Consider the following 12,744-nt stretch of genomic DNA (forward strand, 5'->3'; position numbering starts at 1 on the left):
CCGCGCATCGGGACCGCGCGGTCGCCGGAGGGCGGCCAGCGCGATCCGGGCTCACAAGGAGCGATATTACGATGGACGTTCTGGTGAATTACGGCGCGCAAATCGCGGCCGGCGCGCTCGTCACGCTGGAGCTTGCAGTCGCCGCGCTGTGCGTCGGCATGCTGCTCGGCATCGCGGGAGCATCGGCAAAACTGTCGAGCCTGGGCTGGCTCAGACATGCGACCTATGCGCTGACCAATTTCCTGCGCGGCATTCCCGAGTTCCTGATCCTGCTGATCTGCTACTTCGGGCTGACGCATCTGCTCAACGCGCAATTCGATGGTGCCTTTGTCATCAGCCCGTTCTCGGCCGGCGTGATCGCGCTCGCCGTGGTGTTCGGCGCCTACTCGTCGGAGATGTTCCGCGGCGCATTCATCGCGGTCCCGCCCGGACAGATCGAGGCCGCACGCGCGTACGGGATGACACGCCTGCAGACACTGTGGTACGTGCGCCTGCCGCAGGCGTGGCGCATCTGCCTGCCGAGCCTGAACAACATGTGGCAGAACTTGCTGAAGGACACGTCTCTGGTGTCGATCGTCGGGCTCGAGGACATGTTGCGCAAGGCCAACATCGCCGCGCAGTTCACCAAACAGCCGTTCGTCTTCTACGTGACGGTCGGAATCGTCTATTTCGGCTTTCTCGCCGCATCGAATCCCGTGTTCGCGTGGCTCGAGCGCATCGCGAGCCGCGGTTACGCAACACGCACCTGACGAGGGCCTTGTGATGAACGACTTTCTTTCACTCATCGCGCAGTCCGGCCCGGACGTCGCGCACGGCATATGGATCACGCTCGAGTTGCTGGTGCTGTCATGCACGCTTGCGTTCGGGCTCGCGGTGCCGCTGGCTGTCGCGCGTACGTCGGCGTGCCGGTGGCTGTCGACGCCAAGCCGCCTGTTCATGTCGGTGTTTCGCGGCACGCCGCTGCTGGTGCAGATTTTCGTGCTGTATTACGGGCTCGCGCAGTTTTCGGTCGTGCGTGCGTCGCCTTTGTGGCTGCTGGTCGGCGGATCGTTCTCGTGCGCGTTGTGTGCGCTGACGCTCAATCTCGCGGCCTACATGGCGGAAGACATCCGGGGCGGGATCGCCGGGGTTCCGGCCGGCGAGAAGGAAGCCGCGCTCGCGTTCGGGATGAGCCGCTTCATGCTCACCTGGTTCGTGATCGTGCCGCGTGCGATCGGCATCGTCGCACCGACGCTCGGCAACGAGATCGTGCTGCAGCTGAAGTCGACCGCGCTTGCCAGCACGATCACCGTGCTCGACCTGACCGGTGTCGCGCGACGCATCTCGATCGAAACCTATACGACCGACGCGCTGATGCTGGCAGGCATCGTCTACGTCGGTATCACGGCTGTGCTTTCGACCGTGCTCAAACGCGTCGAAGGTCTGTTGAATCGCCATCTGGGCAGCGTGCGTGCTTGACGGGCGACGCATGAACGCGACACAACGAACGATCCGAGGACGAAATGGAATACAAGCTTGAAACGCTGGCGCTGGCTGCGGACCGCGACGTGACCGACGAGAAGTCGGTCGCACCGGCCATCCACTATTCGGCGGTGTTCAAGGCAGCCGGCAGCGAGGAATTCGCGGAGATGTCGAGCGTGCCGCAGCATCCGCGCAACTACACCCGCTACGGCAATCCGGTTCACGAGCGCGTGAAGGCGATCATGGCGGAGCTCGAGGGCACCGAGACCGCGCTCGTCACGGCATCCGGAATGGGCGCGATCGCCACCGCGATCCTCAGTGTCGTGAAGGCCGGCGATCACGTCGTCGGCCAGACGCGTCATTACATGAGCACCACGAAGCTGCTCGACGACATGCTGCGCCGCTTCGGCGTCGAGGTGACGTTCGTCGACCAGACCGACGCGGCGGCGTTCGATCGGGCGATCCGGCCGAACACACGGCTGATCGTGCTCGAGTCGCCGGTCAATCCGCTGCTGCTCGTGACCGACATCGCGGCGGTCACTGAAATCGCAAGAGCTCGCGGCATCCTGACGCTCGCGGACAACACGTTCGCATCGCCGATCAACCAGCAGCCGCATCGGCTCGGTGTCGACATCGTCGTGCACAGCGCGACCAAGTATCTGGGCGGCCATCACGACCTGACAGGCGGCGTGATCTGCACGAGCCGCGTGCTCGCCGAGCAGATCTGGCATACGCATATCACGCTCGGCTCGGTGCTGTCGCCGATGGACGCGTGGCTGCTGTTGCGCGGGCTGCGCACGCTGCCGATGCGCGTCGAGAGGATCAACGCGAACGCCCAGGCGCTCGCCGAATTCCTCGAAGCGCACGTGAAGATCGAGCGCGTGTTTTATCCGGGTCTGCGCAGCCATCCGCAGCACGGGTTGGCATGCAGGCAGATGCGCGGCTTCGGCGGTGTGGTTGCGTTCGGCGTGCGAGGAAGCTACGGCGAAGCGCAGCGCTTTGTCGAGGCGCTGCGCTTGCCGCTGAATGCAGGCAATCTCGGCGGCGTCGATTCGCTCGCGATCCATACGGCATCCATGTGGGCGGGCACGATGTCGGCGGAGCAAATGCGCGCTGCCGACATCCCGCTCAATTTCATCCGCTATTCGGTCGGCATCGAGCACATCGACGACCTGAAAGGCGATATCTCGCAGGCGTTGGAGCAGATCTGACACGGCCCGGCGCGCACGCTCGATCGACACCCCACGCGCGTCGCGCCGGCCTTTGATTCGATTCGGGCACGAGATGCGCGGATTGCAACGACGGAGCAGGGACTATGCATGACATTACAGTACTCGACGGTGGCATGGGGCGCGAACTGGCGCGAATCGGGGCGCCGTTCAGACAGCCGGAATGGTCGGCGCTCGCGCTGATGGAAGCGCCGCATTACGTCAGCCTCGCGCACGACGCGTTCGTCGCGTCGGGGGCCGACGTGATCACCGCGAACAGCTATGCGGTCGTACCGTTCCATATCGGCGAGGAGCGGTTCCGTCGCGACGGAGTCGCGCTCGCGGCCCTTGCCGGTCAACTTGCTCGGCACGCTGCGGACCGCGCAGGGCGGCCGGTGCGCGTCGCGGGATCGCTCCCGCCGACGGGCGGTTCTTACCGACCCGACCTGTTCGAAGCGGCGCGCGCCGATGCCATTCTGGCGACGCTCGTCGATGGGCTCGATCCGTACGTCGACCTGTGGCTGGCCGAGACGCAGAGCCTGACCGACGAAATCGGTGCGGTCCGGCGTGCACTGGGTGAGAATCCGAAGCCGCTCTGGATTTCGTTCACGCTGCACGACGACGAAGCGGGCGCCACGCCCGCACTGCGTTCGGGACAGACACTCGACGAAGCGATCGATGCCGCCGTGTCCGCGCGCGCGACCGCGCTGCTGTTCAACTGCAGCCAGCCGGAGGTGATGGGTGCGGCGATCGAGACGGTGCAGCGCACGCTCGCGCGAACGGGGACGTCGCTCATGATCGGCGCTTATGCGAATGCTTTTCCGCCACAGCGCGCCGATGCGCGCGCGAACGAGGAACTCCACGGTTTGCGCGGCGACATCGATCCGCCCGGCTATGCGAGATGGGCGGAGCAGTGGCTTGCGCTGGGCGCGCGGATCGTCGGCGGGTGTTGCGGAATCGGTCCCGGCCACATCGCGGCATTGCGCGACGTGGTCGATGCACGCGGCGCCCGGCACACCGGGTTCGGCGAATGAAGATCGACGGCCTCGACCAGAAGATAATCGACGCGTTGTGTGCCGATGCGCGGATTCCGCTCGCGGTATTGGCCGACAGGATCGGCCTGTCCCGGCAGGCGGTGCGGAACCGGATCGACCGGCTCGAAGCGCTGAACATCATTGCAGGGTATACGGTACGGCTCGCATTGCCTGACGATGTCGTGCCGGTGCGCGCGGTGATGCTCGTTTACCGCAAGGACCGGATGCGCGGTGCGGACGTGCTGGCCGCACTCGAGCGGATCGCCGAGGTGCGCGATTGCGCGGTGCTCAGCGGCGAGGTCGATTTGCTCGTACAGATAGAGGCCGCCACGCACGAGCGCATCAGCGACATCTGGGCGATGATCAGTGCGATGGACGGTGTGCAAAACATGACGACCAGCTTCGTGCTCGATTCGGTTGTACGCAAGCGTTGACTAACACGCTTGAAAGAGTCGAGATCTCAGCGAGATTGGATTCGCGATTACTCGCTGCGGCGCGAAGCAAGGTTTGCATCGATCCACGATGCCACGTCGGTGACCGGAATGGCATGGCGCTGATTGAACGTCCCACGCTTGTCCCATGCAACACCCCGTCCTTGAGCGAACGCCGCACGATACTTGCGCATCATATTGTGCGGGTCGCGCGACAGTTCATCCAGCAAGTACTGCACGCTCCACTCCGAACGGCTGAAGGGGCGGCCGAGGGCCGCTTGCAGCTTGTCGGCGACCTCCCCGTAAGTCACGGTGTCGCCGGCCAGATAGACGATCTCGTTCCGGATGCGGGGTTGGGCGAACACGATCGCGGCAGTCAGCGCTCCGATGTCATCGGGCGTCGTCAGCGTCACGGCGGTATCGAGGCTGCCCAGCGCGTGGACTGCGTCGTTCTGCAGGTCAACGACACCGAAGTCCGGCTCGAACAGGTAGCTCATGAACATGCCGGTCGAGATGATGACCCACTCGGTCTGGTGCTGACTGCGCAGCAATTCGCGCACGTCCAGCTGTGCGTCGAAGATGTCCTGCGGACTGCCGCGACCGATCACATCGAAATCGACGCCGAATTGCCATGGGAAGTACCTCGGGATTCGCGCCTGCAAGGCAGCCCGCGCCAACTTCATTGGCGTGTCGATTCCGGCTGCATAACCCGCGCAACCGATTACCGCGTCATATCGCGCGAATACGGCGGCGAGCTCATCGATGGAGCTCTTCACAAGATCGCCGACGACGATCTCGATCCCAAGATCTCGAATCTCCGCGATATCATCGCGCTTGGCTGGGGCACTGGATTCAACGGCACTTGCGCGCAGTAGCACGCTGATCTTCGCACCATCCACGTCCTTCGCCCGGCGCGCAAGATTGCGTAGCACCGGCAGGCCGAGTTCGCCGGCACCGAGCACGAGAATGTTTTGGGACGTTGCGTTAGGATCTGTTTGGTTCATCGTGTAGCCCACTAAGGAATGCGTTGCGGCAGTCTAGCAATGCATGGGCGTGTATGAAAGAAGGCACATGCGTGATACTGGGAGCCGACTAGTTGGATCGAGACGAACTTCTCAAATATTCGCAGACCGTGTGTGACGGCCTGCGAGACGATGATGACGGGTTGCGGCGGGAGGTGCTCGCCCATGCCGGAAGCCGTTGGTCGCTTGGTGTCGTCCACACGCTCGGCGTGTATGGCAGACTGCGCCATGCAGAGATCGGCAGGCGCATGCACGGGGTGACTCAACGTATGTTGACGCGCACCTTGCGACAGCTCGAGCGTGATGGCTTGGTGCTCCGTCACGATTTCGAGGAGATGCCCCCCAGAGTCGAGTACGAACTGTCCGACACGGGCATGGACCTGCTCGTTCGCATGGTTCCGTTGTGGACCTGGATCGTCGAGAATGCGGACCGCTTCCGGGAAGCGCGGCAGAATTTCGACAGACAACACAGCGACGAAAACCCATAGCGTGCCGGGGTTTCGATGCGCTTGGGCTCGACCGTGATTGACATCGCTCGTCGGCCGCCCTCGGCAAATGAGGACCCGAGGAGGCTTGCCGCTGCTTTCCGGTGGCTGATGCGGCAGAGGCCGCGTCAGCGGCCAACGCACTTGGGACGGGTATCAAGTCCGCGTGACGCGCAAGCAATCTGCGGCTTCTTCCTGCATGCCGCCGAGAGGCTGCGCTCCTTGCGGTCCGTCCGCCAACCCGGCGCCGAGGTTCTTCGACATGCCGGTCTCGTTGTAGGTCAGGCCTTCCTTTGCCATCAGGGCATGGCGCCCGATAATGGATTGCCGCTGAGCCGAATCCGCGTCGATGGTAGGCGACGCTATCTGCAACTGCGGGAGCCTTGCCTGACGGGTCTCCGCGAGCGATGGTTGTAGTCTGCTGCCTGGATCGATTCGCGATACGGGCTCGCGTGATTTACCTCGTCGTCTCGAAGCGGGCATGCTGACGAGTATGTATGCGCTACCGCTATCCGCGAATGCCGACCCGATACCGGGTTGTCTGACGATACGTCTGGCCGGGATGAACGATGGTTTCGTCACGCAACGCATCCATGTTGACCTGGTTCGGATAGAACCCGGCTTCGACGCACAGCGCCGCATGTCGTACACACGGCATGCCGCCGCCCACGCGCACACCATCCAGATAGTTGCCCGTATAGAGTTGCAGCCCGCGCTGATCCGTCGACACGGCGAGCTCCCGACCGCTTTCCGGATCGTAGATCGATGCGACGGGCCGCACGCCGCGCGCAGGGTCGCGCAGCACGTAGCAGTGGTCGAAGCCGCGCCCGCGCGCGAGCTGCGCATGCGGCCAGTCGAGACGGGCGCCGACCGGTGCGCTCTGCCGGAAATCGAACGCGGTGCCGGTCACGTCGGCCGTGCCGATCGGGATCAGCGCGTCGTCGACTTCGACGAACGCGTCGGCGTCGATCTGCAGCAGGTGGCCGCGCACGTCGCTGCCCGCGCGTCCGCTCAGGTTGAAGTAGCTGTGATTCGTGAGGTTCAGCGGGGTCGGCGCATCGGTTCGTGCCGAATAGTCGATCGTCAGCGTGCCATCGTCGTCGAGCATGTAGCGCACCTGCACGCTCACGTTGCCGGGGAATCCCGCATCGCCTTCCGGCGAATCGATCCGCAGCGTCAGCCCGCCGCGGTCGTCGATCACGTCCCAGCGCGCGCGATGAAAGCCGCTCGCGCCGCCGTGCAGCAGATTGCCGTTCTCGTTGCGGTCGAGCGTGTAGTCGATGCCGTCGAGCGTGAAGCGCGCGTCCGCGATGCGATTGGCCCAGCGACCGACCGTCGCGCCGAGGTACGCCCCCGATTCGACGTACTCGGCCGGCGTGTCGTGCGCCAGCACGATATCGGCGAAGCGCCCGGTACGGTCGGGCGCGAGCCACGACACGACGGTCGCGCCGAGATCGCTGACGACGACGCGCATTCCGTGCGCGTTGCGCAGCGTGTAGCGCCGCACCGGGTCGCCGCCGGGCAGCGTGCCCCACGGTTCGGACGGAATGCGGCCGGCGTCGGATGCCGGGCGGGGGGAGTCGGTGTCGATATGCATGTGTGGGTTCGCTCGTGAGCGGTGAATTCAGTGAGTCGACGCCGCGCGTTCCTGGTACTCGCGCGGCGTGCAGCCGAGTTCGCGGCGGAACACCGCGTACATGTATTGGAGGGACGTGAAGCCGCAGCGGATCGCGACTTCCGCGCTCGACGCATTGCGGCTCGCGAGCAGCGCCTGCGCGGCCTCGATCTTGTGACGCAGGATTTCCTGGTGCACGGTGCGCTGCAGTTCGCGCCGGAAGTGTTCCTCGAGCAGCGAGCGCGACACGCCGACATAGTCGGCGACCTGCTCGGTCTTGATTCCCTGGCATGCGTACTGCCGGATGAAATGCCGGGCGCGCATCACGTGCGGACTCGCGAGCGGCTGGTGGCGCGTCGATTCGAGCACGTTGATGCCGACCGGCGGCACGAGGATGCGCTGCCCGGGAAACCTCGCGCCGCGCAGCATCCGGTGCAGCAGGTGCGCGGCGGTGCGGCCCATTTCCTCGGTGCCCTGGATCACCGACGACAGCGGAATGCGCGTCAGCGTGCGCGTGAGCGGATCGTTGTCGATGCCGATGATCGCGACCTGTTCCGGCACCGCGATGCCCGCGAGCAGGCACGCCTGCAGCAGATGCCGCGCGCGCGCATCCGTGACCGCGATCACGCCGACGGGCTTCGGCAGCGCATGCAGCCAGCCGATCAGCTGCTCGATCGCGTGATTCCAGCCCGATGCGCTCGTCGATACGCCGCGATAGATCGGTGCGTCGAGCCCGTCGGCACGCGCAAGCCGGTCGAACGCGAGCTCACGCTGCTGCGCCCAGCGGTTCTCCTGCGCGACCGGCAGGCTGTACATCGCGAAATGCGCGAGCCCCGCGCCGATCAGGTGCGTATAGGCGAGCGACACGAGCTTCGGGTTGTCCGTCGCAATATATGGGACGCCGTCCGGGTACTGCGCCGGATCCTCGTACGACGAGCCGACCGCGACGATCGGCAGCGGCGAGCCGGCGAGCGCGTGGGCGACGGCCGGATCGTCGAAGTCCGCGATGATGCCGTCGCCGTCGAAGCGTTCGATGCCGGCGAGCCGGCAGCGGAAGTCGTCTTCGAGGAACAGGTCCCACACGACGCGCGTCGTGTGCAGGTACTGGCCGATACCGCTGATGATCTCGCGGTCGTAGACCTTGTTCGCGTTGAACAGCAGCGCGATGCGGTGCGGCGTCTGGGCGGAAGGGGCACGGGTCATGTGGGTCTCGGGGCGGCCGCCGCTCGGGCGTCTCGCCATTGTCTCCGGGGGCGCGCGGGCGGCGCCGCGCGGTTCTCTGGTGTCCGGCGATTGTAGGACGGAACGCACGCCGCGCGCAGCGGCTGGCAAGAAACGTTAAGCGTGCTGCGCAATTTCGCAATTGCCGGCCGGCAGGCGCGCGGGCACGATCCAGCCAACCGGATTCGGCCGCGTGCGTCGTCGTCGCGACGTGCGTTGCGCTGCAACAAGACCCAGCACGGAGACGCCATGTCGTATTTCGAACACATTCCCTCGATTCGCTACGAAGGTCCGCAGTCGGACAACCCGCTGGCTTACCACTATTACGACCCCGAGAAACGCGTGCTCGGCAAGACGCTCGCCGAGCATCTCCGGATTGCCGTCTGCTACTGGCACACGTTCGTGTGGCCGGGGCACGACATCTTCGGGCAGGGTGCGTTCCGGCGGCCGTGGCAGCAGCCGGGCGACGCGCTCGAACGTGCGCGGATGAAGGCCGATGCGGCATTCGAGTTCTTCGCGAAGCTCGGCACGCCTTTCTATACGTTCCACGACACCGACGTCGCGCCGGAAGGCGACAGCCTGCGCGAGTACGCGGCCAATTTCGCGCGGATGGTCGACTATCTCGGCGAGCGCCAGCAGGCGAGCGGCGTGCGGCTGCTGTGGGGCACGGCGAACCTGTTCTCGCACCCGCGCTTCGCGGCAGGCGCTGCGACGAATCCGAATCCCGACGTGTTCGCGTGGGCCGCGACCCAGGTGTGCCATGCGCTCGACGCGACGCACCGGCTCGGCGGCGAGAACTACGTATTGTGGGGCGGCCGCGAAGGGTACGAGACGCTGCTCAATACCGACCTGAAGCGCGAGCGCGAGCAGTTCGCGCGCTTCCTGTCGATGGTGGTCGAGCACAAGCACCGGATCGGCTTCAAGGGTGCGTTGCTGATCGAGCCGAAACCGCAGGAGCCGACCAAGCACCAGTACGACTACGATGTCGCGACCGTGCACGGCTTCCTCGTGCAGTACGGACTGCAGAACGAGATACGCGTCAACATCGAGGCGAATCATGCGACGCTCGCCGGCCACTCGTTCCATCACGAGATCGCGAATGCGTTCGCACTCGGCGTGTTCGGCAGCGTCGACGCGAACCGCGGCGACCAGCAGAACGGTTGGGACACCGACCAGTTCCCGAACAGCGTCGAGGAACTGACGCTCGCGTTCTACGAGATCCTGCGCCATGGCGGCTTCACGACGGGCGGGATGAACTTCGACGCGAAGGTGCGGCGCCAGAGCATCGATCCGGAAGACCTGTTCTACGGCCACGTCGGCGCGATCGACGTGCTCGCGCTCGCGCTCGAACGCGCGGCCGTACTGGTCGAGAACGACCGGCTCGATGCGCTGCGCCGGCAGCGCTACGCGCAGTGGGACGATGCATTCGGCCGCAAGATCCTGTCGGGCGGCTATACGCTGCAGTCGCTCGCGGACGACGCGCTCGCGCGCGGCGTGGACCCGCGGCACGTGAGCGGCGCACAGGAGCGGCTCGAGAACATCGTGAACCAGGCGATCTACGGGCTGCGCTGACGCCATGTATATCGGACTCGATCTCGGCACGTCGGGCGTGAAGGCGGTGCTGCTCGACCGCGACGGTGTGGTGCGGGCGAGCGCGAACCGCCCGCTGACGGTGAGCCGGCCGCGGCCGCGCTGGTCCGAACAGGCGCCGCGCGACTGGTGGGACGCCGCGTGTGGCGCGCTGGCTGCGCTCGTCGATGAGGCACGCGCGGCCGGCATCGATCCGCGCGACATCGACGCGCTGGGACTGACCGGGCAGATGCACGGCGCGACGCTGCTCGACGCGCACGGCGACGTGCTGCGCCCCGCGATCCTGTGGAACGACGGTCGCGCGGATGCGGAGTGCGCGGAACTCGAGCGGCATGCACCCGCGCTGCGCGCCGTGACAGGTAACGTCGCGATGCCGGGCTTCACCGCACCGAAGCTGCTGTGGGTGCGTCGCCACGAGCCCGACGTGTTCGCGCGCGTCGCACACGTGCTGCTGCCGAAGGATTACCTGCGCTACCGGTTGACCGGCGCGTTCGCGACCGATCCGTCGGATGCCGCCGGCACGCTCTGGCTCGACGTCGCGAAGCGCGACTACGACGATACGCTGCTCGCCGCGTGCGGGCTGTCGCGCGCGCAGATGCCGGCCGTGTTCGAGGGCAACCGCGTGACCGGCACGCTGCTGCCGGCCGTCGCGCGCGCGCTCGGGCTGCGCGAGATTCCGGTGGTGGCTGGCGGCGGCGACAACGCGGCCGGCGCGGTGGGCGTCGGGATCGTGCGGCCCGGCGACGCGTTGCTGTCGCTCGGCACGTCGGGCGTCTATTTCGCTGTGTCGGACGGGTTTCGCGCGAACCCCGAATCGGCGGTGCACAGTTTTTGCCACGCGCTGCCCGATACCTGGCATCTGATGTCGGTGATGCTGAACGCAGCCGGCTGCATCGACTTCACCGCGCAACTGGCGGGTTACGACGGCGTCGCGGCGCTGCTCGCCGATGCCGAGACGAACGCGCGCGACAGCCGCCCGTGGTTTCTGCCTTACCTGAGCGGCGAGCGCACGCCGCACAACGACGTGAATGCGAAAGGCGTGTTCTACGGGCTCACGCCCGACACGCAGCGCGCGGATCTCGCGAACGCGACGCTCGAAGGCGTCGGCTTCGCGCTGCTCGACGGCATCGACGCGCTGCATGCGGCCGGACTTGCGCCCGACGGCATCACGGTGATCGGCGGCGGCTCGCGCAGCGCGTACTGGACCCAGATGCTCGCCGACCTGAGCGGACGCGCGCTGACGCTGCGCGAGGGCGGCGAGGTCGGCCCGGCGCTCGGTGCCGCACGGCTCGCGCGTCTCGCGCTCGAACCGGATGCAGCGCTCGACGACGTGTGTCCGCAGCCGCCGATCGTCGCGGTGCGCGAGCCCGATCCCGCGCGGCACGCGTGGTATCGCGATGCGCGGCGGCCGACGTTTCGCGCGCTTTACCGCGCGCTCGAACCGGTGTTTGCGACGGGTGCGTGACCGGCGCTTCGCCGGTGCGGTTCCGTGCTTTGCAGTGACTCGATGCGGGCGGCGCATTTCCGCGGCCGCCCGGTGTTCGTGAGGTGGTCCAATAACAAGGAGTGGAGACATGAAATCCGTGACGCGTCGTACCGTATTGAGTTCCCTTGCCGGCGCCGCAGCGCTGGCGCTCTTCGCGCTCGGCGCGCCGCTCGCGCACGCGAGCAAGGACAAGCCCGAGATCGGCTTCTGCATCGACGACCTGCGCGTCGAGCGCTGGTCGCGCGATCGCGACTATTTCGTCGCTGCCGCGACGAAGCTCGGCGCGAAGGTGTCGGTGCAGTCGGCCGATGCGAGCGAGGAGCGGCAGATTTCCCAGATCGAGAACCTGATCTCGCGCGGCGTCGACGTGATCGTGATCGTGCCGTTCAATTCGAAGACGCTCGGCAACGTCGTCGCCGAAGCGCGGAAGGCAGGCATCAAGGTCGTGTCGTACGACCGTCTGATCCTCGATGCGGACGTCGACGCGTACATCTCGTTCGACAACGAGAAGGTCGGCGAACTGCAGGCGAAGGGCGTGTTCGATGCAAAGCCGAAGGGCAACTATTTCCTGCTCGGCGGCGCGCCGACCGACAACAACGCGAAGATGCTGCGCGAAGGCCAGTTGAAGGTGCTGAAACCGGCGATCGATCGCGGCGACATCAAGGTCGTCGGCCAGCAGTGGGTGCCTGAATGGAGCGCCTCGACCGCACTGCGCATCGTCGAGGATGCGCTCACCGCGAACAACAACCGGATCGACGCGATCGTCGCGTCGAACGACGGCACCGCGGGCGGTGCGATCCAGGCGCTCGCTGCGCAACACCTCGCCGGCAAGGTGCCGGTGTCCGGGCAGGACGCGGACCTCGCGGCGGTCAAGCGCGTGATCGCCGGCACGCAGACGATGACGGTCTACAAGCCGCTGAAGCTGATTGCGAGCGAAGCCGCGAAGCTCGCGGTCGATCTCGCGAAGGGCACGAAGCCCGCATTCAACGCGCAGTACGACAACGGGAAGAAGAAGGTCGACACGGTGCTGTTGCAGCCGACGCTGCTGACCAAGCGCAACGTCGACGTCGTCGTGAAGGACGGCTTCTATACCCAGGCCCAGCTCGCGAGCCAGTAACGGCACGACGGGCAGGATGCATGCGGCCGGCTAGGTGCGGCCCGGCCAGGAGTGGCCGGCCAGGTGCGGCCGCA

At 66.1% G+C, this 12,744-nt stretch carries 13 protein-coding genes; 9 read left to right on the plus strand and 4 right to left on the minus strand.

The genetic code is table 11. The features are described from left to right. Positions 1–71 precede the first annotated feature (71 nt). From ACV22W_RS06205 to ACV22W_RS06225, 5 genes are all read left to right on the plus strand, one after another. Positions 72–749: an ABC transporter permease gene (locus ACV22W_RS06205; protein WP_448018364.1), complete on the plus strand. Its 678-nt coding sequence runs from the start codon at positions 72–74 to the stop codon at positions 747–749. Between the two features lie 13 nt (positions 750–762). Further along, on the plus strand, positions 763–1,458 hold the full coding sequence (locus tag ACV22W_RS06210; RefSeq protein WP_448018365.1) for an ABC transporter permease: 696 nt from the start codon (positions 763–765) through the stop codon (positions 1,456–1,458). A gap of 44 nt (positions 1,459–1,502) precedes the next feature. Continuing rightward, on the plus strand, positions 1,503–2,672 hold the full coding sequence (locus tag ACV22W_RS06215) for a trans-sulfuration enzyme family protein (protein ID WP_448018366.1): 1,170 nt from the start codon (positions 1,503–1,505) through the stop codon (positions 2,670–2,672). Between the two features lie 104 nt (positions 2,673–2,776). Next, positions 2,777–3,703, plus strand: a complete 927-nt coding sequence (locus ACV22W_RS06220) for a homocysteine S-methyltransferase family protein (protein ID WP_448018367.1) — start codon at positions 2,777–2,779, stop codon at positions 3,701–3,703. Continuing rightward, complete coding sequence (locus ACV22W_RS06225) at positions 3,700–4,137, plus strand: Lrp/AsnC family transcriptional regulator (RefSeq protein ID WP_448018368.1); 438 nt, start codon at positions 3,700–3,702, stop codon at positions 4,135–4,137. The genes ACV22W_RS06220 and ACV22W_RS06225 overlap by 4 nt, the downstream gene beginning before the upstream one ends. A gap of 47 nt (positions 4,138–4,184) precedes the next feature. Here the strand turns inward: ACV22W_RS06225 and ACV22W_RS06230 are convergent, their stop codons facing one another. Next, complete coding sequence (locus ACV22W_RS06230) at positions 4,185–5,138, minus strand: aromatic alcohol reductase (RefSeq protein WP_448018369.1); 954 nt, start codon at positions 5,136–5,138, stop codon at positions 4,185–4,187. Positions 5,139–5,230: 92 nt separating this feature from the next. Here ACV22W_RS06230 and ACV22W_RS06235 point away from each other — a divergent pair, with 92 nt between their 5' ends. Beyond that, the gene (locus tag ACV22W_RS06235; protein WP_448018370.1) at positions 5,231–5,644 is read left to right on the plus strand and encodes a winged helix-turn-helix transcriptional regulator; all 414 of its coding nucleotides are present in this window, start codon (positions 5,231–5,233) and stop codon (positions 5,642–5,644) included. Positions 5,645–5,797: 153 nt separating this feature from the next. Here the strand turns inward: ACV22W_RS06235 and ACV22W_RS06240 are convergent, their stop codons facing one another. From ACV22W_RS06240 to ACV22W_RS06250, 3 genes are all read right to left on the minus strand, one after another. After that, positions 5,798–5,941, minus strand: coding sequence for a hypothetical protein (locus tag ACV22W_RS06240; protein ID WP_448018371.1), 144 nt, complete (start codon positions 5,939–5,941; stop codon positions 5,798–5,800). 208 nt (positions 5,942–6,149) lie between these two features. After that, entirely contained in the window at positions 6,150–7,238 is a 1,089-nt protein-coding gene (locus ACV22W_RS06245; protein ID WP_448018372.1) for an aldose epimerase family protein, read from the minus strand. A gap of 27 nt (positions 7,239–7,265) precedes the next feature. Beyond that, positions 7,266–8,459 (minus strand): XylR family transcriptional regulator, encoded by a 1,194-nt coding sequence (locus ACV22W_RS06250; RefSeq protein WP_448018373.1) that lies wholly within the window; start codon positions 8,457–8,459, stop codon positions 7,266–7,268. A 267-nt stretch (positions 8,460–8,726) separates the two neighbouring features. Here ACV22W_RS06250 and xylA point away from each other — a divergent pair, with 267 nt between their 5' ends. The 3 genes from xylA to xylF all read left to right on the plus strand — a co-directional run bounded on the left by xylA (position 8,727) and on the right by xylF (position 12,670). Beyond that, positions 8,727–10,049, plus strand: coding sequence for a xylose isomerase (gene xylA, locus ACV22W_RS06255; protein ID WP_448018374.1), 1,323 nt, complete (start codon positions 8,727–8,729; stop codon positions 10,047–10,049). Between the two features lie 4 nt (positions 10,050–10,053). Then, entirely contained in the window at positions 10,054–11,532 is a 1,479-nt protein-coding gene (gene xylB, locus ACV22W_RS06260; RefSeq protein ID WP_448018375.1) for a xylulokinase, read from the plus strand. A gap of 109 nt (positions 11,533–11,641) precedes the next feature. Next, complete coding sequence (gene xylF, locus ACV22W_RS06265; RefSeq protein WP_059536104.1) at positions 11,642–12,670, plus strand: D-xylose ABC transporter substrate-binding protein; 1,029 nt, start codon at positions 11,642–11,644, stop codon at positions 12,668–12,670. The last annotated feature ends 74 nt before the right edge of the window (positions 12,671–12,744 follow it).

The sequence above is a fragment of the Burkholderia sp. AW49-1 genome (assembly GCF_053427845.1).